The 22,990-nt window shown below is 70.0% G+C and carries 19 protein-coding genes; 13 read left to right on the forward strand and 6 right to left on the reverse strand.

Annotated features, from left to right (window positions below):
• Window positions 1-2 precede the first annotated feature (2 nt).
• From Q5716_RS14175 to Q5716_RS14205, 7 genes are all read left to right on the forward strand, one after another.
• A complete protein-coding gene (locus Q5716_RS14175; RefSeq protein ID WP_305003805.1) occupies window positions 3-314 on the forward strand; it encodes a Dabb family protein in 312 nt (103 codons plus the stop codon).
• Window positions 314-1,372 carry a zinc-dependent alcohol dehydrogenase gene (locus Q5716_RS14180; protein WP_305003915.1) on the forward strand — a complete coding sequence of 353 codons (1,059 nt, stop codon included), beginning with the start codon at window positions 314-316 and terminating at the stop codon, window positions 1,370-1,372. The genes Q5716_RS14175 and Q5716_RS14180 overlap by 1 nt, the downstream gene beginning before the upstream one ends.
• The gene (locus tag Q5716_RS14185; RefSeq protein ID WP_305003806.1) at window positions 1,369-2,799 is read left to right on the forward strand and encodes an amidohydrolase family protein; all 1,431 of its coding nucleotides are present in this window, start codon (window positions 1,369-1,371) and stop codon (window positions 2,797-2,799) included. The genes Q5716_RS14180 and Q5716_RS14185 overlap by 4 nt, the downstream gene beginning before the upstream one ends.
• A gap of 155 nt (window positions 2,800-2,954) precedes the next feature.
• Window positions 2,955-4,343 (forward strand): amidohydrolase family protein, encoded by a 1,389-nt coding sequence (locus tag Q5716_RS14190; RefSeq protein WP_305003807.1) that lies wholly within the window; start codon window positions 2,955-2,957, stop codon window positions 4,341-4,343.
• A gap of 5 nt (window positions 4,344-4,348) precedes the next feature.
• The gene (locus Q5716_RS14195; protein ID WP_305003808.1) at window positions 4,349-5,416 is read left to right on the forward strand and encodes an ABC transporter permease; all 1,068 of its coding nucleotides are present in this window, start codon (window positions 4,349-4,351) and stop codon (window positions 5,414-5,416) included.
• Window positions 5,413-6,600, forward strand: coding sequence for a substrate-binding domain-containing protein (locus tag Q5716_RS14200; protein ID WP_305003809.1), 1,188 nt, complete (start codon window positions 5,413-5,415; stop codon window positions 6,598-6,600). The genes Q5716_RS14195 and Q5716_RS14200 overlap by 4 nt, the downstream gene beginning before the upstream one ends.
• Before the next feature lie 17 nt (window positions 6,601-6,617).
• A complete protein-coding gene (locus tag Q5716_RS14205) occupies window positions 6,618-9,101 on the forward strand; it encodes an ATP-binding cassette domain-containing protein (RefSeq protein WP_305003810.1) in 2,484 nt (827 codons plus the stop codon).
• Window positions 9,102-9,124: 23 nt separating this feature from the next.
• On the opposite strand, the gene Q5716_RS14210 is transcribed toward Q5716_RS14205, so the two are convergent.
• On the reverse strand, window positions 9,125-9,820 hold the full coding sequence (locus Q5716_RS14210) for a helix-turn-helix domain-containing protein (RefSeq protein ID WP_305003811.1): 696 nt from the start codon (window positions 9,818-9,820) through the stop codon (window positions 9,125-9,127).
• A gap of 173 nt (window positions 9,821-9,993) precedes the next feature.
• Here Q5716_RS14210 and Q5716_RS14215 point away from each other — a divergent pair, with 173 nt between their 5' ends.
• Genes Q5716_RS14215 through Q5716_RS14225 form a run of 3 tightly spaced genes read left to right on the forward strand, consistent with a single transcriptional unit; the run spans window position 9,994 to window position 12,973 of the window.
• Window positions 9,994-11,376, forward strand: coding sequence for a M24 family metallopeptidase (locus tag Q5716_RS14215; RefSeq protein ID WP_305003812.1), 1,383 nt, complete (start codon window positions 9,994-9,996; stop codon window positions 11,374-11,376).
• Window positions 11,377-11,378: 2 nt separating this feature from the next.
• Window positions 11,379-12,236 (forward strand): NAD(P)-dependent oxidoreductase, encoded by an 858-nt coding sequence (locus Q5716_RS14220; protein ID WP_305003813.1) that lies wholly within the window; start codon window positions 11,379-11,381, stop codon window positions 12,234-12,236.
• Window positions 12,237-12,265: 29 nt separating this feature from the next.
• On the forward strand, window positions 12,266-12,973 hold the full coding sequence (locus Q5716_RS14225; protein WP_305003814.1) for an SDR family NAD(P)-dependent oxidoreductase: 708 nt from the start codon (window positions 12,266-12,268) through the stop codon (window positions 12,971-12,973).
• Window positions 12,974-13,153: 180 nt separating this feature from the next.
• On the opposite strand, the gene Q5716_RS14230 is transcribed toward Q5716_RS14225, so the two are convergent.
• Genes Q5716_RS14230 through Q5716_RS14240 form a run of 3 tightly spaced genes read right to left on the reverse strand, consistent with a single transcriptional unit; the run spans window position 13,154 to window position 15,774 of the window.
• Window positions 13,154-14,527 (reverse strand): NADP-dependent succinic semialdehyde dehydrogenase, encoded by a 1,374-nt coding sequence (locus Q5716_RS14230; protein WP_305003815.1) that lies wholly within the window; start codon window positions 14,525-14,527, stop codon window positions 13,154-13,156.
• A gap of 24 nt (window positions 14,528-14,551) precedes the next feature.
• Window positions 14,552-15,211 (reverse strand): GntR family transcriptional regulator, encoded by a 660-nt coding sequence (locus tag Q5716_RS14235; protein WP_305003816.1) that lies wholly within the window; start codon window positions 15,209-15,211, stop codon window positions 14,552-14,554.
• Between the two features lie 5 nt (window positions 15,212-15,216).
• Window positions 15,217-15,774, reverse strand: coding sequence for a VOC family protein (locus Q5716_RS14240; protein WP_305003817.1), 558 nt, complete (start codon window positions 15,772-15,774; stop codon window positions 15,217-15,219).
• Between the two features lie 111 nt (window positions 15,775-15,885).
• On the opposite strand from Q5716_RS14240, the gene Q5716_RS14245 reads away from it, so the two are divergent.
• Both Q5716_RS14245 and Q5716_RS14250 read left to right on the forward strand, forming a co-directional pair.
• Window positions 15,886-18,075: an alpha-ketoacid dehydrogenase subunit alpha/beta gene (locus Q5716_RS14245; protein WP_305003818.1), complete on the forward strand. Its 2,190-nt coding sequence runs from the start codon at window positions 15,886-15,888 to the stop codon at window positions 18,073-18,075.
• Window positions 18,075-19,358 (forward strand): dihydrolipoamide acetyltransferase family protein, encoded by a 1,284-nt coding sequence (locus tag Q5716_RS14250; protein WP_305003819.1) that lies wholly within the window; start codon window positions 18,075-18,077, stop codon window positions 19,356-19,358. The genes Q5716_RS14245 and Q5716_RS14250 overlap by 1 nt, the downstream gene beginning before the upstream one ends.
• Before the next feature lie 61 nt (window positions 19,359-19,419).
• On the opposite strand, the gene Q5716_RS14255 is transcribed toward Q5716_RS14250, so the two are convergent.
• Both Q5716_RS14255 and Q5716_RS14260 read right to left on the reverse strand, forming a co-directional pair.
• Window positions 19,420-20,700, reverse strand: a complete 1,281-nt coding sequence (locus tag Q5716_RS14255; RefSeq protein WP_305003820.1) for a DUF4032 domain-containing protein — start codon at window positions 20,698-20,700, stop codon at window positions 19,420-19,422.
• A gap of 70 nt (window positions 20,701-20,770) precedes the next feature.
• Entirely contained in the window at window positions 20,771-21,871 is a 1,101-nt protein-coding gene (locus Q5716_RS14260) for an ABC transporter ATP-binding protein (protein ID WP_305003821.1), read from the reverse strand.
• Window positions 21,872-22,086: 215 nt separating this feature from the next.
• On the opposite strand from Q5716_RS14260, the gene Q5716_RS14265 reads away from it, so the two are divergent.
• Entirely contained in the window at window positions 22,087-22,989 is a 903-nt protein-coding gene (locus Q5716_RS14265) for a DsbA family protein (protein ID WP_305003822.1), read from the forward strand.
• The last annotated feature ends 1 nt before the right edge of the window (window position 22,990 follow it).

Here is a 22,990-nt window from a genome sequence, read left to right on the forward strand (position 1 = left end):
ACATGATCCTGCACCTCGCCACCTTCCGCTGGAAGGACGACGTGACCGCGGCCGATGTGGCCGAGCTGACCGACGCGCTGCGCGACATGGCGGCGGGCATCCCGGAGCTGCGCTCCTATGTCTGCGGAGAGAGCCTGCGCTTGCGCCCCGGCGGAGCCGATTTCGGCGTCGCCGCGATCGTCGCGGACGAGGACGGCCTGAACGCCTACCTCGACTCCGCGGCGCACGCGGCGGTGTACGAGCGGCTGCTCGGCCGCATGATCGCGGAGCGGGCGGCGGTGCAGCTGCCGGTCGAGTCGAGCGCGTGGCTGTGATGCGCGCGGGAGTCCTCCACGCGGCGGGCGACCTCCGCGTGGAGGACAAGCCCGTGCCCGTGCCCGGCCCGGGCGAGGTGCTCGTGCGCGTCGCCGTGTGCGGCGTGTGCGGGTCGGATGCGACCGAGTTCGACCGCGGCCCCGTTCTCACGGAGCTCCCCGTCACGCTCGGTCACGAGTTCGCGGGGGTCGTCGAGGCGGTCGGCGAGGGCGTCACCTCGCTCGCGCCCGGTGCCGTCGTCGTCTGCGGCGCGGGCATCTCGTGCGGCGAGTGCAAGCCGTGTCGGCAGGGGCGCACCAACCTGTGCAGGTCCTACCGGACGGCGGGTCTGCAGGTGGACGGAGGGCTCGCCGGGTTCGCGGTCGTGCCGGCGGGCATCCTGCTGGATGTCACGGCCACGGGTCTGCCTCTCGACACCCTCGGCCTCGCCCAGCCCATGGCCATCGCGGTGCACGCCGTGCGCCGCTCGGGGCTGCGCGCGGGCGACGACGCGGTCATCGTCGGCGTCGGCGGGATCGGCGCGTTCGTCACCTTCGCGGCGGCCGCGACCGGGGCGCGCGTGCTCGTCGTCGACCTGAGCGGTGCACGGCTCGAGCTCGCTCAGCGCCTCGGCGCGACCGCGACGTTCCGATCGGGTGACGGCTCGCTCGCCGAGCAGCTCGAGCGGGCGGGGATGGATGCGGATGTCCTGTTCGAGGTGAGCGGCTCGGCCGCCGGGCTCGCGTCCGTGCTGGATGCCGCGAAGCCCGGCGCGACGATCGTGCCGATCGGCATCCAGAAGGCCGACGTGCCGGTTCCGCTCGGAGCCTGGACGCTCCGCGAGTACACGATCATCGGGACGGTCGCCCACGCGGTCGCCGACGACCTGCCGGAGGCTGTCAGGCTTCTCGCCCTGCGGGACGACTGGTCAGACATCGCGGGCGAGGTCGTGCCGCTCGACGACGTCGTCGAGCACGGGCTCCGCCCCCTGCTAGCAGGCGGCGCGAGCCAGATCAAGACCCTCATCGACCCCTGGACCGAGTCGGCTCGACCGGCCGAGCACGCGAGGCACGCATGAAGACCCTCATCACCGACGCCGCCGTCGTCACCATGGACCCGGAGCTCGGGGACTTCGAGCGCGCGAACATCCTCATCGAGGACGGCCGCATCGTCGCCGTCGCGCCGGGGCTCGAGGCCGACGCCGAGCGCATCGACGGGTCCACCAAGATCGCGATGCCGGGCATGGTCGATACCCACCGGCACACCTGGCAGACGGCGCTGCGCGGGATGCTCGCCGACGGCAACATCCCCGACTACCTCCGGGGCATCCGACTGCAGATGGCGCCGCGCTACCGGGCGGTCGACATGTACGCCGGCAACTACGTCGGCGCGCTCGACGCCCTCAACAGCGGAGTCACGACGCTCGTGGACTACTGCCACAACATCCTCGATCCCGAGTGCGCCGACGGCGCGGTGACGGGGCTGCGGGACGCGGGCATCCGCGCGCTCTACGGCCACGGGCTCACGCCGATCACGACGAACACGTGGAGCGAGAGCAAGGGCGGCCAGGAGGGTGCGGTCGACCCCGCGGACCTCGCCACTCGCGCGGCTCTGGCGCGGCGCATCCGCGACGAGTACTTCCCGACCGACTCGGGGCTGCTGCGCTTCGGCATCGCGCCGCAGGAGCTCGCGATCGCGCCGGCTTCGACCGTGCAGGCGGAGTTCGCCCTCGCCCGGGAGCTCGGTGCGCGCATCACCATGCACGCCAACCAGGTCATGGTCCGGCAGCTCTTCAAGGATGTCGAGGTGCTCGCCGAGCACGGACTCCTCGGCGACGACCTGCTGCTCGTGCACTGCACGTTCAACACGGCCGAGGAGTGGGAGCTGCTGCGCGACACCGGCACGATGGTGTCGGTCTGCGCGGAGACCGAGATGCAGATGGGCATGGGCTACCCGGCGATCGCGGAGGTGACCGAGTACACGCGCGGCCCCAGCCTCGGCATCGACTGCGTGAGCGGCTGCGGGGGAGACATGATCTCGCACAGCCGACTCGTGCTGCAGGCCACGCGGTACCGCGCCGACGAGCCCGGCTACCAGGAGTGGAAGGCTCCCCAGGTCATGTCATGGACGACTCGGGATGCCCTGCGCTGGCTCACCGTCAACGGCGCTGCCGCCGCCGGCATGGGCGACGAGATCGGTTCGCTCACCCCGGGCAAGCGAGCGGATCTCGTGCTCCTCGAGATGGGCGGCGTCAGCCAGGCGGGCTGGAACCGCCGCGACCCCGCCGGGGCGATCGTCGCGCAGGCGCACGCGGGCTGCGTGGACACGGTTCTCGTCGAGGGTCGCGTCGTCAAGCGCGGCGGGGAGCTCGTCCACGTGGATGTCGCCGCGGCCCTCCGCGGACTCGAGGAGTCGCACGAGTACTTGCAGCAGCAGATGGACGAGAACGGCGGGTTCATCCCTCAGCCGCCCATCGACATCCCCCTCTACCGGGAGCGCGCCTAGCGCCCTCTCCGACGAATGTTCATTGAGAGTAAACATTATGGTCACTCTCACTTGACACTCGTGCAGTGCCGCTTCTAGCATGGCGATACACACCCAACGCGTCGTGGCGGTCGGTCGACAACCACGTCGCCCACCACCTGGAGTCAACGACGACTATGAGCACTCGCACCCTGCTCCGCGGCGGGACCGTCATCACTTCGGCCTCGGCCGGCGAGGTCCTCCCGGCAACGGACATCCTCATCGGAACCGACGGCACCATCGAGGCCATCGGCCCCGACCTCTCGGCCGCGGACGCCGAGGTCATCGACGTCTCGGGACGCATCGTCCTCCCGGGCTTCGTCGACACCCACCGCCACACCTGGCAGTCGGTCGTGCGCAACGTCGCCTCCGACTGGTCGCTCACCGAGTACCTCGCGGGGCTGCACACCGGCCTCTCGAAGTACTTCCGCCCCGAGGACACCTACACCGGCAACTACCTCGGTGCCCTCGAGGCGCTCGACTCCGGGATCACGACCCTCGTCGACTGGTCGCACAACCTCGCGACCCCCGCCCACGCGGACGCCGCCATCCAGGCCCTCCAGGACACCGGGATGCGCGCCGTCTTCGCCCACGGCGGCGGCTCGAAGCAGTGGGGCGCACCGCTCCCGTCGCCGAACAACCACCCCGAGGATGCCCGTCGCATCCGCGACCAGTACTTCTCCGACAACACGGGCCTCGTCACCATGGCGCTCGCCCTGCGCGGCCCGCAGTTCACGCTCCCCGAGGTCAACAAGCACGACTTCGAACTCGCGAACGACCTCGACCTGCGCGTCACCGTCCACGTCGGCGACGGCTACTGGGGCAAGTCCGGCCCGATCCGCAAGATGAAGGACGACGGACTGCTCTCCGACCGCATCACCTACGTGCACTGCTGCACGCTCGGCGATGACGAGCTCCAGATGATCGCGGACTCGGGCGGCACGGCATCCGTCGCCCCCGACGTCGAGATGCAGATGGGTCACGGCTTCCCTGCGACCGGCCGACTGCTCAAGCACGGCATCCGCCCGACCTTCTCGATCGATGTGTGCAGCTCCAACGGCGGCGACATGTTCGGCACGATGCGCACCGCGATCGGGATGCAGCGGGCCCTCGACAACGCGCCCGCGGTCGAGACCGGCGAGACCATCGAGCGCATCGGGCTGAGCGTCAACGATGTCATCCAGTTCGCCACGATCGACGGAGCGCACGCCGCCGGGCTGGACTCGGTGACCGGCTCGCTCGTCGTCGGCAAGGCCGCCGACATCGTCGTCCTCGACGACCGCTCGCTCGCCCTCACGCCGCTCAACAACCCCATCGGCGCCGTCGTGTACAACTCCCACCCCGGGCTCGTGCGCGACGTGTTCGTCCAGGGCAAGCGGGTCAAGAAGGACGGCCAGCTCGTCGGCGTCGACTTCGCGAAGCTCAAGTCGCAGGCCGAGGCGTCGCGCGACTACATCGTCGGCGAGATGCCCGAGGCGCACCTCGACGGCTCCTGGCACCCCGACCTCGCGACCCAGTCGGCGTGACGGCGATGAGCGAGCAGACGACGACGTCGACCGCCGCACCGCGCACGGCGCCGGCCGACCGCCGCTCGGCGGTGAGCGAGGTGCTGTCCTGGCCGGGCACCCGCGCGCTCATCGCGGTCCTCGCGCTGTTCGCGGTGAGCCCGCTCATCGCGATCGGCAGCGTCAGCCCGACCGCGATCGTCTCGATGCTGCCGTTCGCGGCACTCATCGCCATCGTCGCCGTCGGCCAGACGCTCGTGATCCAGCAGGGCGGACTCGACCTCTCGATCCCGGGAGCCGTCACGCTCGGCGCGCTCATCGCCGCGAAGTTCGGCACGGAGTGGGACCTCGCGACGGCCATCGTCGTCGCGATCGTGGGGACGTCCGTGTTCGGGCTGCTCAGCGGGATCGTCATCGCCTACTTCGGCCTGCCGCCGCTCGTGGTCACCATCGCGAGCAACGCCCTCATGATCGGTGCGGTGCAGGCGATCTCGGGCGGGTTCAGCGAGCAGAGCGCGAAAGCGCTCAGCGACTTCGCACTGAGCAGGCTGTGGGGCATCCCCGTCCTGGCATTCTTCGCCGTCGGGATCGTGATCATCGTGCACATCGTGCTCAAGCTCACGCGGCTCGGCCGGCGCTTCGAGCTCGTCGGCGAGAACCCCCGCAGCGCGGCCAACATCGGCATCTCCACCCGCGGCTACGTGATCTCGTCGTACTGGCTCGCAACGATGCTCGGTGCGACGACGGGAGTGCTGCTCGCCGGCCTCCTCCGGCTGCCGACGCTCACCGCCGGCAACGACTACCTGCTGCCCTCGATCGCCGCCGTCGTGCTCGGCGGCACCGCCCTCACGGGCGGCAAGGGCAGCGTCATCGGCACGGCCCTCGGTGCGCTCTTCCTCGCGCAGCTCGGCCAGCTCGTCCAGACCTTCACGCAGGCCACGGCCGTGCAGAACATCGTCCAGGCGCTCATCATCGGCGTCGGGATCGTCGCCCAGCTCCAGCTGGGCGGCTCCTCCGCGAGGCTCAAGGGCCTCATGCGGAGATCCGCAGTACCCACCCCCAACACCAGCGACTCAATGAGGAGTGAGAAGTGATCCGAATCATGAAGCACCGCCGACTGGCCGTCGCGGCCACGGCGGTCGCCCTGGGCGCGTTCGCGCTCTCGGGCTGTTCGTCCACCAACGCCGGAGGCGGCGAGACGGGCGGCAACAACCTCGAGGCGGACATCGCCGCGGGCTCGGTCGGCACCGTCGACCAGTTCGCCGACATGGCCGACATCTGCGACACCGACGCCGAGGCCGGCAGCATCACGCTCGGCGTCGTCGACGGCGGCGGCACCAACAGCTGGTCCAAGACGGTCCTCGCCGAGATCGAGAGCGAAGCGGCCAAGTGCCCCGCGCTCTCGAAGGTCGACTACGTCGCGGGCAGCTTCGACCTCGAGACGACGACGTCGGGCATCACGAGCCTCGCGGCCAAGGGCACCGACATCATCCTCGTCATCCCCGACGCCGGCCCGGGTGAGGCGCACCTCCCGGCGATCCGCCAGGCCACCCAGGCCGGGTCGATCGTCATCAACTTCGCGTCCGACCCGCAGGGCGAGGCCGGCGTCGACTACCTCGACTACACCGACCAGTCCCCGAAGTTCGTCGGCAAGACGAAGGCCGAGTGGCTCGTCGAGCAGCTCGGCGAGGAGGGCGGCAACGTCGTCTTCTTCGGCGGCCCGGCCGGCGCGCTCGTCTCCACCCAGGAGTTCGAGGGTGTGAGCGAGGTCTTCGCCGACAACCCGCAGATCAACTTCCTGTCGAGCGAGCCGATCGCCACCAACTGGGACCCCGCGCAGGCGCAGCAGGCGATGGCCGGCCTCCTCTCGCAGGGTGAGAAGATCGACGCCGTGATCGCCGACTACGGCGCATCCGCGTCGGGCGTCATCCGCGCCTACGAGGCGGCGGGCATCTCGGTGCCGCTCATCACCACGACCGACGACAACTCGCTGAGCTGCGGCTTCGCCGACCTCAAGGCCGCGAACCCGGCCTACGAGCTCGCGACCGTCTCGAGCCGCACGTGGATCGGCCGCGTCGCCCTCCGCAAGGCCGTCGCCGCGTACCTCGGCGGATCCGACCAGGAGCCGTCGATCTACAACCTGGCCCTCTTCGAGGACTCGACCGGCTCTACCGCCGGCACGGTCACCCCGGAAGAGGCCTGCCTCCCCGACGCGCCGGCGGACGCCACGCCGTCGACGCTGCTCACCCCTGAAGAGATCACCGCTCTCTTCAGCTGATGAATGGAGACCCGACGATGATGGATGCAGCTCTCACCCTGACCGGGATCACGAAGACCTACCCGGGTGTGCGCGCCCTCGATGACGTGAGCGTCTCGGTGGAGCGTGGGAAGGTCCACGCGGTCCTCGGCGAGAACGGTGCGGGCAAGTCCACCCTCGTCGGGATCGCCGCAGGGTCGGTCGTGCCCGATTCGGGCACGATCGGCCTTGGCGGCGAGCAGTTCGCGCGCATCCAGCCGCGCGCGGCTCGCGAGCGGGGACTCGCGATCGTGTACCAGATCCCCGCCCTCGCCCCCTCGCTCACGGTGCTCGACGCCGTGCTGCTCCTCCTGCCCGAGTCGAAGCGGCCGAAGCGCCGCGGGGCGGGGGAGTGGCTCACCCGCCACTTCGAGAAGCTCGGCCTGCGCATCGACCCGGCGGCCACGATCTCGTCGCTCTCGCTGCGCGAGGCCCACCTCATCGAGATCGCGGCGGCACTCGCATCCGAGCCGTCCGTGCTCGTGCTCGACGAGCCCACCGAGGCGCTCGGCCCGGAGGAGACACGCTGGCTCTTCGACCGCATCGAGGAGCTGCTGGCCCAGGATGTCGCGATCGTGTACATCACGCACCGCATCCCCGAGGTCGTGGAGATCGCCACCGACCTCACCGTGCTCCGCGACGGCAAGGTGGTCGGTCGCGGCGTCGTCGCCGACTACACCGAGGACCAGATCGTCGAGCTCATCGTCGGCCGGTCTCTCGAGACCACGTTCCCTGACAAGGCCGCGAACGCCCCCGAGGACGAGCCGCTGCTCGAAGTGCTCGAGCTGTCCGGCCCCGGCTTCTCGAACATCTCCCTCTCGCTGCTGCCCGGCCAGATCATCGGCCTCGCGGGAGTCGAGGGCAACGGCCAGCGCGAATTCCTCCGCGCTCTCGGCGGGCACGGCTCGACCTCGGGCAGGATGCTCGTGCGCGGCGAGGAGGTCTCGCTCCGCAACCCCAGATCGACTACTCGCGCGGGCGTCGCCTTCCTTCCCGGTGACCGCATCGGCAAGGCCATGTTCGGCAAGATGTCGGTGCGCGAGAACGTCATGGCCCCGTCGATCGACGAGGCCATGCCGACCGGGTTCGCCGACCGGCGCCGCGAGTACCGGATGACCCGCGAAGCGGTCGACGGCCTCGCGGTCAAGACCCCCACCCTCGAGACCCCCGTCATGGCACTGTCCGGCGGCAGCCAGCAGAAGGTGCTGCTCGCCCGCGCCCGCCTCGGGAACCCGCGCGTGCTGCTCGTCGAGGACCCCACCCAGGGCGTCGACGCGGGAGCCCGCGTCGAGATCTACGCCTTCCTGCGCGCGCTCGCCGACTCCGGCGTAGCCGTCGTCGTGCTCTCGACCGACGCCGTCGAGCTCGAGGGGCTGTGCGACCGCGTGATCGTCTTCTCTCGCGGCCAGGTGCAGGCGACCCTCACGGGGACGGATGTCACCGAGCGCGCCATCACGGGCGCCGCCGTGCTCTCCACCACGGGCTCCGTGCGCACCGTCGACGCGGTGCCGTCGCGGAAGCGCCGCATCCCGCCCGCCCTCCGCGGGGAGGTGCAAGCCGGGGTGCTCGTGTTCCTCACGATCGCCCTCGGCATCGCGACGACGTTCGTCTCCAGCGCGTTCGTCAGCCCCCTCAACATCAGCCAGCTGCTCGCGGGCGCCTCGGTGATCATCCTCGTCGGCCTCGCCCAGCTCCTCGTCGTCATGACGGGCGGCATCGACCTGAGCGTCGGGTCGGTGATCGCGCTCTCGACGGTCGTGATCTCGTTCTTCGGCCAGGGCGGCCCGGGCTACTTCGCGCTCGGCGTCGCGCTCACGATCGCCGTCGGACTCGGCGTGGGCCTCGTCAACGGCCTGCTCGTCACGCGGCTCTCACTGCCGCCGGTCATCGCGACGCTCGTCACGTCGATCGCGATCGTGGGCGTCGCCCAGGTGCTGCGCCCGAGCCCGGGCGGGTCCGCGACCGGCGACATCATGACCGCCATCGGCACGACGATCGGCGGCGTGCCCCTCGTGCTGGTCGTCGCTGTCGTCGTGTCGGTGCTCATCTGGTTCATCATCCAGCGCACCGGCCTCGGTCGCGGCTTCCGGGCCGCCGGTTCCGACCCGGTGAAGGCGAATCGGATGGGCGTGAGCGTGCCGCGGATGCGCCTCTACGCCGCTCTCGCGGCGGGAGTGCTCGCGGCCCTCGCCGGCCTCGTGCTCTACACCCGCACCGGCATCGGCGACGCGAACACGGGCCAGGCGCTCACCCTGACGTCGGTGACGGCCATCGTCATCGCCGGCGCGAGCATCTTCGGCGGCTCGGGCTCGGCCATCGCGGTCGCTGCGGCGGGCCTCCTGCTGCAGACCATCACGAACGCCCTGTCCTACCTCGGACTGAGCCTGTCGTGGCAGTACTGGCTGCAGGGCGCGTTCGTGCTCATCGCGGCGGTCATCCCGATGATCGCGCGCTACCGGCGCCGAGCCCGGGAGATCGAGTGAGCGCCGGGCGGCGCCCCGGTCGCTCAGCCGTGCAGCTCGTCCATCGCCCGCAGCACGTCGACCGCGGACGACAGCGGCGCGCCCTTCGCGGAGTCGCCGCCGGGAGCCGTCGGCATAGCCTGGTTCTGCTGGCGGCGGCCCACCACGAACCAGATGCCGCGGGCGACGGTCGTCCCGTTGTTGGAGTACAGGTGCGGCCGCACCGAGTCGAACTGGAGCGAGTCGCCGGGGCCGAGCACGTGAGTGTCGAAGTCCAGCTGGAGGGTCAGCTCGCCCTCGAGGATGTACGCGTACTCGATGCCCGAGTGGCGCATGAGCTTTCCCTCGATGGAGCTGGATGCTCCGGGGTCGTAGCTCACGAGGAGAGCATCCGCCGGCCCGCCCTCGCCGACGGCGAGGCGCTCCCAGTGGACTCCGTTCTCCATCTCGAGCACGGGGTTCTCGCTCCCGCGCTGGACGGCAGGGAGCACAGGCCCGGTGTGACCGAACAGGGGCGCCGACTGGCCCGGCGCGGGGGTGACCCCGAGGAGCTCGTCCATGGAGACGCCGAGGTGGTTGACCATCGCGTAGAGCGTCGAGACGGAGGGCTGCGTCTTGCCGGTCTCCACTTGGGAGATGAGGCTCGCGGAGACGCCGAGGGCTTGCGCCATGCTGCGGAGGCTCAGCCCCCGCTGCATCCGCGCATCCCGCAAGCGTGCGCCGATATCCTCCGCCGTCATTCTGTCTCCCGCCATCGTGGGGTCGTCATTGACCCGACCGTTCACCAAGTATCCAGCACCGGCGCACAGATCCTCGACATTGTCGCGGTAGCCTCGGTGCGACCGTTTATCTCTACTAAACACCATTCTGTCTCACTGAACGATACGCAACGCGTATTCGGGGGAGGTCACTCATGAGGAACACCGGCACGACGGGCACCAACGGCGTCGACTGGGAGGAGCGCGTCGACTTCGAGCGTCTCCGCCGGGAGCGGCTCGCGAGACTGCGCGCCGAGCTCGAGATCTCCGAGCTCGGAGCCGTGCTCGCCTTCGACTTCTCCAACATCCGCTATATGACCGCCACCCACATCGGCACGTGGGCGATGGACAAGCTCATCCGGTTCAGCCTCCTGACCCGCCAGAGCGACCCGATCTCGTGGGACTTCGGCTCCGCAGCGAAGCACCACAAGCTCTACAACCCGTGGCTCGACGTCACGAGCATGGAGATGGACGCGGACCCGAACGCCCCCCACGAGGGCGCCCTTCGGCCCCGGCTCGAGAGCGGCGCCCGCGCCGGCATCTCCACCCTGCGCGGCGCGTTCTCGCCCGACGCCGAGATCGCCGAAGGGGTCGCCCTCAAGATCAAGCGCGAGCTCGAGAAGTTCGGCGTGGCCGACCAGCCGCTGGGCGTCGACGTGATCGAGCTGCCGATCCTGTTCGCGCTGCAGAAGCTCGGCATCCAGGTCGTCGACGGCCAGCAGCTGTTCATGGAGGCCCGGCGCATCAAGACCTACGACGAGATCCGGTTGCTGACGCAGGCGGCGTCGATGGTGGATGCCGCGTACGAGGAGCTCTACCGGTTCCTCCGCCCGGGCGTGCGCGAGAACGAGGCCGTCGGCGTCGTCGCCAAGACGCTCTACGACCTCGGCTCGGAGTACGTCGAGGGCGTCAACGCGATCTCGGGGGAGCGCTGCTCGCCGCACCCCCACGTGTTCTCCGACCGCCTCATCCGGCCCGGCGACCCCGCGTTCTTCGACATCCTGCACAGCTTCAACGGGTACCGCACGTGCTACTACCGCACCTTCGCGGTCGGCTCGGCGAGCTCCGCCCAGCGCGACGCCTACACCCGCGCCCGCGAGTACATGGACCGCGCGATCGCCCTCGTGAAGCCGGGTGCGACCACTGCGGACATCGTCAAGGTGTGGCCGACCGCGCAGGAGTTCGGTTTCGCGGATGAGGAAGCCGCCTTCGCCCTGCAGTACGGTCACGGTGTCGGACTGTCGATCTGGGAGAAGCCGATCTTCTCGAGGCTCGTCTCCCTCGACCACCCCGAGGAGCTCAAGGAGGGCATGGTGTTCGCGCTCGAGACCTATTGGCCGTCCGCGGACGGCTGGGGTGCCGCGCGCATCGAGGAGGAGGTCGTCGTGACCGCCGACGGGTGCGAGGTCATCACCAAGTTCCCCGCCGAGGAGCTCATCGTCGCCGGGCGCCGGTACTACACGATCGACGGTCCCCTCAACCTCGAGCGCGACTCCCAGTCGCACCTCAACACGACGTGGGGGCGCGGGGAGGCGTGAGCGTGATCGGATTCCTCGGACTCGGCTCGATGGGCTCGGCGATGGCCGGGCGCCTTGTCGAGACCGGGCACGACGTGCTCGCGTGGAACCGCAGTGCCGGGCCCGCCGAGGCGATCGCCGGGGCATCCGTCGCCGCGACCGCCGCCGAGGCGCTCGCCCAACCGGTCTCGTTCTCGATGCTCGCCAACGACGAGGCCGCGGATGCCGTGCTCTCCGTCGAGGCGATCGGCGACGCACCGGGGCGCATCCACGTCAACACGGCGTCGATCAGCATGCGGCTCGCGGGAGTGCTCCAGGAGCGCTTCGAGTCGGCGGGAGTGCGCTACGTCGCCGCCCCCGTGCTCGGGCGCCCGCCGGTCGCGGCGGCGGGTCGGCTGAACATCCTCGCCGCCGGCAAGCCCGACGACGTGGATGCCGTGCTCCCGCACCTCGAGGCGCTCAGCGCCCGGGTCTGGAGGCTCGGCGAGAAGCCGCCGATGGCGAACGCCGTCAAGATCGCGGTGAACTACAACATCATCCACGCGCTCGAGGCGATCGGGGAGTCCGTCGCCCTCGTCGAGCGGCAGGGTATCGACGCCGCCGAGTTCACGGACTTGCTGTCGAGCACGCTCTTCGGCGGTGTCGTGTACGAGGGCTACGGGCGCATCATCGCCGAAGAGAAGTACGTGCCGCCGGGCTTCACCGTCACCCTCGGCCTCAAGGACCTCTCGCTCGCCGAGGAGATCGCCGAGGCGGGCGGCGTCACGCTGCCCACGGCCCCCGCGCTGCGCTCGGTGTTCGAGCGGACCCTCGCCGAGCCATCCCTCGCCGACGCCGACTGGGCCGCGATCGCCGAAGTCGCCCGGCGCGACCTGAGCTGAACCAACCACCCACCTGCAAGGAGGCAGCAGTGACTGACCGCACCATCCTCGTCGTCGGCGGCACCTCGGGCATCGGCCTCGAGATCGCCCGCGACACCATCGCCCGCGGCGACTCCGTCGTGCTCACCGGTCGCGACCAGGCCCACGCCGACGAGGTCGCGGCGTCGCTCGGCGACCGCGCCACGGGAGTGGCGCTCGACATCTCCGAGCCGGAGGCGATCGCCGGCCACCTCGCCGGGGTCGGCCGCATCCACGGCTTGGTGCTCGCCGCAATCGAGCGCGACGCGAACAGCGTGCGCGAGTACAGCATCGAGCGCGCACGGCGGCTCGTGACCCTCAAGCTCGTGGGCTACACGGAGGTCATCCACACGATGCTCGACCGCCTCGACCCGACCGTCGACACCGGCATCGTGCTCTTCGGCGGCCGCGCGAAGGACCTGCCCTACCCGGGTTCGACGACGGTCTCCACCATCAACGGCGGAGTCGAGGGCCTCACGATGACGCTCGCGCTCGAACTCGCCCCCATCCGCGTCAACGCCCTGCACCCCGGCATCATCGGCGACAGCCCGTTCTGGGCGAGCAAGCCCGAGGGAGTGCTCGACGGCTACAAGTCACGTACGCCGGGCGGCGAGCTCGCGACGATGGCGGACGTCGTGGATGCCACGCAGTTCCTGCTCCGCAACCGCGGCATCTCCGGCACGAGCATCGCGATCGACCGCGGGTGGCGCATCACCTGATCGCGTTCGCTCGCGAGTTGCGAGTTCCGCACCTTCGTGGGGCCGGGGTCCCGCGCGGAAGCTGCGTAACCCGCAACTCAGTGCACGGCCACAGTCTTCCAGGGTCGAGTTGCGAGTTCCGCACCTTCGTGGCGCCCGGATCCCGGGCGGAAGCTGCGGAACTCGCAACTCGCGGACGCGTCAGGCTTTCCAGACCGACTTCGCGTTGGTGAACTCGCGGATGCCCTCCACCGAGAGCTCGCGACCGAGGCCCGAGTCCTTCGTGCCACCGAAGGGCACCTGCGGGTACGAGATCGACATACCGTTGACGAACACCGCCCCCGCGTCGAGGCCCGCGATCGCGCGGCGCTCCTCGTCGGCATCCTGCGTCCACACCGCCGAGCTCAGCCCGAACGTCGTGTCGTTCGCGATCTCGAGCGCCTCCTCGAGGGATGACGCGCGGAACACCGTCGCCACCGGGCCGAACGCCTCCTCGGCGTAGAGCCGCATCGCCTTCGTCACCCCCGTGACCACCGTCGGCGGGTAGAACCAGCCGGGTCCCTCGGGCACGGTGCCGCCCGTCGTCGCGACGGCGCCCTGAGCGAGCGCGTCGGACACGAGCTCGGCGACCTCGTCGCGGCCCGAGCTCGTCGCGAGCGGGCCGACGTCGGTCGCGTCATCCCGGGGGTCCCCGACGACGAGCGCGGCCATCGCGGCGGTGAAGCGCTCTACGAACGCGTCGTAGACGTCCTCGTGCACGATGAAGCGCTTGGCGTTGATGCACGCCTGGCCGTTGTTGCTCGTGCGGGCCGTCACGGCGGTCGCGACCGCGGCATCCAGGTCCGCGCTGGGGAGGACGAGGAAGGGGTCCGACCCGCCGAGCTCGAGCACGACGTGCTTCACCTCGGAGCCGGCGATGGATGCCACGGACCGCCCCGCAGGCTCGGAGCCGGTGAGCGTCGCCGCCACCACGCGGCGGTCGCGCAGCACGCCCTCGACCTCGCGCGCCCCGATGAGCAGAGTGTTGAACGACCCCGCCGGGAACCCGCCGCGCTCGAAGATCGCGTCGAGGTAGAGCGCGGCCTGCGGCACGTTCGAGGCGTGCTTGAGCAGCACCGTATTGCCCGCCATGAGCGCGGGAGCGGCGAAGCGGATGACCTGCCACAGCGGGTAGTTCCACGGCATGACGGCGAGCACGACGCCGATCGGCTCGTAGACCGTGTACGCGCGAGAGGCGTTCACCGCCGCGGCATCCAGCTCGCGGCCGGTGAGGAACTCTTCGGCGTGCTCGGCGTAGTAGCGCAGGTTGGTGGCCGACTTGCGGACCTCGGCGCGCGATTGCGCGAGGGTCTTGCCCATCTCGAGGGTCAGCATCGCGGCCGTCTCCTCGACCTCGGCGTCCATGAGGTCGGCGGCGGCGCGCATCCACGCGGCGCGCTCCGCGAAGGTCGTCGAGCGCAGGGCGCGGTACGCCTCGTGCGACTGCGCGATGCGCCGCTCGATCTCGTCGGCGTCGTGCGGCTCGAACTCGGCGACGGTCTCGCCCGTGGTCGGGTCGATCGTGGCGATGGGCATGGTGTTCCTTGTCTCGAAGCGGGGCTAGTCGGAGAAGACTTCGGGGTGGCGAGCGAGCTCCAGTCGGGTGCGACGGATGTGGCCGGTCAACACGCGCTCGGCATCCTCGGCGTCGCGGCGGCGCAGCGCCGACACGAGCAGGTGGTGCTCGAAGTGCACGCTGCGGTCGTCGGAGCCGCGCACGCGCATGAACGCGCGGCGGTAGTGCTGGGTGCGGTTCCACAGCTGCAGCACGGTGTCGCCGAGCACGCTCGTCTCCGCGACCGCGTAGCTCGACAGGTGGAACTCGCGGTCGAGTCCGATGAACTCCTCGAGGTCGTCGGTGGCCTCCATCGCGGCGGCGAGCCGGTCGAGCTCGTCGATCTGGCCCTCGCTCAGCAGCGGCACGTTGTAGCGCAGCAGCAGCGGCTCGATCCGCTCGCGGATCTGGTACATCTCCTCGCACTCCGCGAGGCTCAGCCGCGACACCCACGCGCCCGTGTTGGCGACGAGCGTGACGAGGCCCTCGCCCTCGAGCATCCGCAGCGCCTCGCGCACGGGCAGACGACTGGCGCCGTGGCGGTCGGCGAGGTCCTCCTGACGGATGCGCGCTCCCGGCTCGAACTCGCCGGCGAGGATGGACCGGCGCAGGTCGTCGGCGATGCGGGTACCGGCGGCGCCGTGCGGCGCGGGCGTGGCGGTCATGGTCACTATTGTGCGGCCCCGCCCTCGGCCGGGGGCACCGGCTCGGCCGGGTGCGCCGGGTGCCAGAGCTTCACCGGCGCATCGGCCTCGTACGCCTTGCCGCCGGGGAAGCTCACGAGCTCGAACTGCATGCCCCACGGGCTCCGGAAGTACACCCAGCGCTGGCCGAGCGCGGGGCCCGCGCTCGCGGTGGGGGCACCCATGATCTCGACACCGTGCGCGCGGAGGTGCTCGAGTGCGGCATCCATGTCGTCCACGTAGAGCGCGAGGTGGTGCCCGCCGATGTCGCTGTTGCGCGGCTGGGGCGCCTGCCCGTCGGCCGAGTCGTACTTGAAGGTCTCGATGTTGCTGCCGTTGCCGAGGCGGTAGAAGCGGATCTCGCGGATGACCGTGCGCGGGTGGACGCCGAGGTGGATGCTCATCCACTCGTCATCGGACTGCTTCGGGCCGAGCGTGTAGATGTGCTGCGCCCCGAGCACCTCGATGAGGAACGCCTCCGCCTCGTCGAGGTCGGGGACCGTGATGCCGATGTGGTCGATGCCTCGCATTCCGGGGATGGCCATGGCGACTCCTTCGTCTATTGGATACAGTCTCTCCCAAAAGTCGGGCAAAAGCCAGGACACCGCCCCGCCCAAGGATTGTATTGGAAACAATCTGGGGGTATCGTGCTCGACATGGCACGACAACGACGTCTCAGCACCGGTGTGGACTGGATCGAGCTCACCACCACGCCCGCCGACTGGAAGGCCGCCGATCCGGCGCTCCTCGGCACGATGCTCACGCAGCTCCACCTCATCCGTGCCTTCGAGGAGACCGTGCTCGAGCTCGCCGGGGAGGGCCTCGTCCACGGACCCGCCCACTCGAGCATCGGGCAGGAGGGCGGCGCGGTCGGATCGATCGTCGGGTTGCGGTCGACGGATGCCGTCAACGGTTCCCACCGCGGACACCACCAGTTCCTCGCCAAGGCCATCACCCACGTCTCCGGCGGCGCTCTCGACCCTTCCGCGCCGTTCGACGCGCGCGTTCAGGAAGTGCTGCAGCGCAGCCTCGCCGAGATCCTCGGCCTCGCCCAGGGGTACTGCCGGGGTCGCGGCGGCTCGATGCACCTGCAGTGGTTCGAGGCGGGAGCGCTGGGCACCAACGCGATCGTCGGCGGCGGCGCCCCCGCCGCGACCGGCAACGCGTGGGCGCAGAAGCACTCCGGCACGACCGACCTCACCATCAACTACTTCGGCGACGGCGCGAGCCAGATCGGCTCCGTGCTGGAGTCGATGAACCTCGCGGCGACGTGGCAGCTGCCGGTGTGCTTCTTCATCGAGAACAACCTCTACGCCGTGGCCACCAACGCGTCGGAGATCAGCGCGGACGGCCGCTTCTCCGTGCGCGGGCAGGGCTTCAGCATCCCTGCGTGGCGCGTCGACGGCATGAACCCCCTCGCCGTGCACCTCGCCATGGAGCAGGCGGCCGAACGGATGCGCGCCGGCGACGGCCCCACCATCATCGAAGCCGAGGTCTACCGCTTCTTCCACCAGAACGGCCCCTACCCGGGCAGCGCATTCGGCTACCGCACCAAGGAGGAGGAGGCCGCGTGGCGTGCCCGCGACCCCCTCGACCGGCAGGCGAAGGAGATGATCGCCCTCGGACTCATCAGTGAGGAGCAGGTCGCCGATCTCCGCGCCCGCGCCCAGGCGGCGATGACCGCGGCAGCGGGGGAGCTGCTCGAGGCCGACCCCGAGGCCGAGGGGAAGCGCCGCATCCGCCCCGACCTCTGGCCCGACCCGGGATTCGTCAACGTCGGGGTGCGCGGGGATGCGAGCGAGCTCGAGTCCCTCACCGTGGCCGACCCGGTGGAGTACACGGGCGCCTGGCGCGACACGAAGTTCGTCGAGGCCGTCTCGGGCGTCATGGACCGCCGCATGGCCCAGGACGATCGCATCGTCGTGCTCGGTGAGGACGTGCACCGCCTCGGCGGCGGCACGAACGGCGCCACGAAGGGACTCGCCGCGAAGTACGGGCCCGGGCGCATCCTCGGCACTCCGATCAGCGAGAACGCGTTCACCGGGCTCGCGGAGGGACTCGCCCTCGACGGGCGCTACCGTCCCGTCGTCGAGTTCATGTACCCGGACTTCATGTGGGTCGCTGCCGACCAGGTCTTCAACCAGATCGGCAAGGCGCGGCACATGTTCGGCGGCGACAACCCCGTGCCGCTCGTGCTGCGCACCAAGGTCGCGATGGGCTCGGGCTACGGCTCGCAGCACCTCATGGACCCCGCAGGCATCTTCGCCACGAGTCCGGGCTGGCGCATCGTCGCCCCCTCGACGGCCGCCGACTACGTGGGCCTCATGAACGCGGCCCTCGCCCTGCAGGACCCGGTGCTCGTCATCGAGCACGTCGACCTGTACGGCACCGCCGACCGCGTGCCCGAGGGCGACCTCGACTACATCCTGCCGCCGGGCCGCGCGGCCGTGCGGCGGAGCGGGTCGGATGTCACGGTCATCTCCTACCTCTCGATGGTCCGCCACGCGGCAGAGGCCATCGAGCAGACCGGCATCGACGCGGAGCTCATCGACCTGCGGTGGCTCGACCGGGCCTCGATCGACTGGGAGACCATCGGCGAGAGCATCCGCAAGACCAACGCCGTGCTGATCGTCGAGCAGGGCGCGCAGGGCACCTCATACGGGGCGTGGCTCTCCGACGAGATCCAGCGCCGGTTCTTCGACTGGCTTGACCAGCCGATCGAGCGCGTCACGGGAGCGGAGGCGAGCCCGAGCATCTCGAAGGTGCTCGAGCGCGCGGCGATCGCGCGGACCGAGGAGGTCGTCGCCGGGCTCGAGCGCGTGCGCGCCGGGATGGGAGCGCGCTGATGGCCACCGTCATCCGGATGCCCGAGGTGCTCGCCGGGGCCTCGGAGGCCGCGATCCAGTCGTGGCTCGTCGAGCCCGGGCAGGACCTCTCCGTCGGCACGCCGCTCGCCGAGATCGAGACCGAGAAGGCCGTCGTCGAGTACGCCGCCGAGACCGGTGGCACCGTTCTCAAGCTCCTCCTCGAGGAGGGGGTCTCCGCGAAGGTGGGCGACCCGATCGCGGTCGTCGGGGCGCCCGGCGAGTCCGCGGATGACGCGGCGCCTGCAGCCCCCGCCGCGGTGCCCGCCGCCCCGGAGCCCGCCGCGGCACCCGCATCCCCATCTATTTCCGCTTCTCCGGAGCCGGCGGCCGCACCCGCCCCGGCCCCGGAGACCTCTGCCCCGGTCTCGGTTTCTCCCGAGCCCGGCGATCACGCGCGCCGCTTCGCAAGCCCGCTCGTGCGCCGTTTGGCTCGCGAGCGCGGGCTCGACCTCGCGCGCATCACGGGCACCGGCCCGGGCGGGCGGATCGTGCGGCGGGACCTCGACGGAGTGGACGCTGCCGCCGCATCCACCGCTCCGGAGCCCACCCCCGGAGAAACGACCACGCCGGCGGTCGCCTCGGGCGAAACGCAGCTCGTGCCGCACACCGCCATGCGGCGGGCCATCGCGCGGCGGCTCACCGAGAGCAAGTCGACGGTGCCGCACTTCTACCTCGTCGCCGACTGCCGCGTCGACCGTCTCCTCGCGCTGCGAGCAGAGATCAACGAGAGCGCCCCGACGAAGATCTCCGTCAACGACTTCGTGCTCAAGGCGGCGGCCGCGGCGTTCCTCGCGGTTCCCGAGGCGAACGCCACGTGGGGTGAGCAGGCCGTGACCCGCTACTCGACGGTCGACATGTCGGTCGCCGTCGCCATCGAGGGCGGTCTCGTCACCCCGGTGCTGCGCTCGGTCGAGTCGCTCACGCTCGGCGAGATCGCGCGCTCCGTCGCCGACCTGGCTGAGCGGTCGCGCGCCGGCAAGCTGCGGCAGCACGAGCTCGAGGGCGGCAGCTTCGCCGTCTCGAATCTTGGCATGTACGGCATCACCGAGTTCTCGGCGATCATCAACCCGCCGCAGTCGGCGATCCTCGCGGTGGGCCGCGCTCGGCCCGAGGCGGTCGTGGTCGACGGCGCGATCGAGGTCGCGACGGTCATGACGGTCACCCTCTCGGCCGACCACCGCGTGCTCGACGGTGCCCTCGCCGCCCAGTGGTTGGCCGCGTTCGTGAAGAACATCGAGAACCCGCTCGGGATGCTCGTCTGAAGCCCGGCGGGCCCGGCTGGTCCGTTGCCGGGCTCGTCGTCAGACCGGGTCCTGACGCGACTCAGACCTTCGAGCGCCAGTCGTCCTCGTCGTCGAGGACGTCCACCGGCGCCGTGAAGGTGCCCGTCGGCGGGTTGATGATGGTCGCCTCGTCGCGACGGTGGCGCAGCACCGTGTCGATGTAGCTCGTCATCGCCTCCGCAAGGGGGACGTCGCGGCCGGAGTCCTGGGAGAGGTACCACCGGTGCTCGAGAAGCTGGTGGAAGATCTCCGCCGGCTCGAGCTTGCCGCGCAGCTCCTTCGGGATGGCGCGGATGACCGGCTCGAATACCCGAGCGGTCCACTCGTGCGCCACGACCTCCTCGTCGACGTCCTGCTTGTCGAAGGCGAGGCGGTAGGCGTCCAGGTCGTTGAGGAGGCGGCGGGCCTGGTTCTCCTGGGCGTCCAGGCCGGTGAGCCGCAGCAGTCGCCGCGAGTGGTGCCCGGCATCCACCACCTTTGGCTGGATGCGCACCTGGGTGCCGGTCTCGTCGGTGCGGATCGCGAGCTCCTCGATGTCGAAGCCGAGCTCGTTGAGGCGCTCGACCCTCTGGTTGATGCGCCAGCGCTCCGACGAGTCGAAGACCTCGGTTCCCGTGAGCTCCTTCCAGAGGCTGCGGTACTTCTCGACGATCCCGTCGCTGATCGCGACCGGGTCGATGTCCTCGTCGAGGCGACCGCCAGCCTGGAGGTCGAGCAGCTCGCCGGCGATGTTGACGCGAGCGATCTCGAGGTCGTTCTCGCGCTGCCCGTTCGAGAGCCCGTCGTAGAGCTGGCCGGTCTCGGCATCGACGAGGTAGGCGGCGAAGGCGCCGGCGTCGCGGCGGAAGAGGGTGTTGGAGAGCGAGACATCCCCCCAGAAGAAGCCGACCACGTGAAGGCGCACGAGGAGCACGGCGAGGGCGTCGACGAGTCGGGTCGCCGTCTCCGGCCGAAGCGACTGGGAGTAGATCGCCCGATAGGGCAGCGAGAAGCGCAAATGCCGCGTGACGAGCACCGACTCGAGCGGCTCACCCGTCGCGGACGTGCGGTTGGTGATGACGGCGACCGGGTCGACGCAGGGGATGTCGAGCCGTTGGAGCGTGCGGAGCATGTCGTACTCGCGCTTGGCGAGCTCCGCGGATGTCTCCTTGATGGCCACCACGTAGCCGCTGAGGTTCACGAACCGCACCACATGGCGCGAGATGCCCTTGGGGAGGGCGGCGATCGTCTCCTCCGGCCACAGCTCGAGGGGGAGCGCCCACGGCAGGTCCAGCAGCCCCGGGTCGACGGTCGCGGCGGTGATGTTGAGTGATCCGCTCATGGTTCTCCTGACAAAACGATCGGGCCTGCCGAGACTACTCGACAGGCCCGATCAGGCGTTGATGCAGCGACTAGCTGGCGACGACGGCCTTCTTGTTGAGGCGCTCGCCCGACTCGGAGTCGAACGCGTGGATGTGGTTCGGCTCCGGCGTGATGACGACCTTGTCGCCCGCGTTCGGGTGGTTGCGGCCGTCGACGCGCGCGACGATGTCGACGCGGTTGCCGTCGATCTCGGTGTGCCCGTACAGGTAGCCGTCGGCGCCGAGCTCCTCGACGACGTCGACCTCGACCGGGAGGCCCTGGCCGGAGGTCGCGACCTTGACGTCCTCGGGACGCACGCCGATGGTGACCTTCTTGGCGCTCGTCGCGCCGAGGGTGTCGCGGTCGACCTTCGCGGTCGCGGTGCCGAACTTGAGCCCGCCGTCGACGATGTCGGCGTCGAACAGGTTCATGGCGGGGCTGCCGATGAAGCCGGCGACGAAGACGTTCTTCGGGGCCTCGTACAGGTCGCGCGGGGTGCCGACCTGCTGGAGCACGCCGTCCTTGAGGACCGCGATGCGGTCGCCCATGGTGAGCGCCTCGGTCTGGTCGTGCGTGACGTAGACGGTGGTGACGCCGAGGCGGCGCTGGAGCGACGCGATCTGCGTACGGGTCTGGACGCGGAGCTTGGCGTCAAGGTTCGACAGCGGCTCGTCCATGAGGAACACCTGCGGCTGGCGCACGATGGCGCGGCCCATGGCGACGCGCTGGCGCTGACCGCCCGAGAGGGCCTTCGGCTTGCGGCTGAGGTAGGGCTCGAGGTCGAGGAGCTTCGCAGCCTCGAGAACGCGAGCAGCGCGCTCCTCCTTGTTGACACCGGCGATCTTGAGCGCGAAGCCCATGTTCTCGGCGACGGTCATGTGCGGGTACAGCGCGTAGTTCTGGAACACCATCGCGATGTCGCGGTCCTTCGGCGGCACGTCGGTGACGTCGCGGTCGCCGATGAGGATGCGGCCGTCGTTGACCTCTTCGAGGCCGGCGAGCATGCGCAGGGTGGTCGACTTGCCACAACCCGACGGGCCGACGAGGACGAGGAACTCGCCGTCGGCGACCTCCAGGTCGATCTGGTCGACGGCGGCTCGGGTGGAACCCGGGTAGAGACGGGTTGCCTTGTCGAAAGTGACAGATGCCATGGTTGTACTAACTCCTTCACCGGCAGGTACGTGCCGGACGATCCGTAGTGAATGGATGCGGTGACAGAAGCCACCACGCACCAGTATGTCACTTCCCGCGAGCCCGTGGCGGTTGGTCAATTCCCAGCCACCTCTCCTAGAATTTCTCAGGCATGCGCCCCGCCGGCGCCCACGAATCATCAGGCACAGCCGCCACCATCCCGAATGAGGTCCGAGTGAGCTACTCGAACGAGTCCCGGCTCAGCAAGAACGAGAAGCGCGAAGCGGCGCGAGAGAAGGCCCGCCTCCTGCGCGAGGAGCAGAAGAAGAAGGACAAGCGCACCCGCCTGCTTCTCCAGGGCGGGATCATCCTCGCCTCGCTCGCCATCATCGCCGTCGTGGCTCTCGTCATCGTCAACTCGATCAGGCCGGCCGGCCCGGGCCCGCTCAATATGGCGAGCGACGGCATCCAGATCGGCGAAGGCTTCGTGGCGACCGAGACGCCCGCACTGCAGCCGGGCGAGGACCCGATCCCGAACGAGCGCGCCGACGGCGAGCTCAACATCACGATGTTCGTCGACTACCTGTGCCCGATCTGCGGCCAGTTCGAGGCGACCAACGGCGACTACATCTCGAGCCTCCTCGAGAACGGCGGCACGACGGTCGACATCCACCCGATCTCGATCCTCGACCGGCTCTCGCAGGGCACCAAGTACTCGACTCGCTCGGCCAACGCCGCCGCGTGCGTCGCGAACTACTCGCCCAACCAGTTCTACGACTTCCACAACCTGCTGTTCGCGAACCAGCCCGCCGAGAACTCCACCGGTCTCACCGATGAGGAGCTCATCGGGTTCACCGAGCAGGCCGGTGTGGAGTCCGCTGACAAGATCGCGTCGTGCATCAAGGGTCAGGATTTCAAGGCGTTCGTCACGAACGCATCGGCGCGAGCCCTCAACGGACCCATCCCGAACTCCAATGTCGACCAGGTCACCGGCACCCCGACCGTCATCGTCAACGGCCTCAAGTACGAGGGCCCCATCAACGACCTCGCGTCGTTCCAGGCCTTCGTCATCCAGGCAGCGGGCGAGGCGTTCACGGAGTCCTCGACGTCGACCCCGACGCCCACTCCCGCTCCTTAAG

Origin of the sequence: Antiquaquibacter soli, from assembly GCF_030580675.1 — a bacterium.
Classification (GTDB): Bacteria; Actinomycetota; Actinomycetes; order Actinomycetales; family Microbacteriaceae; genus Rhodoglobus; species Rhodoglobus soli.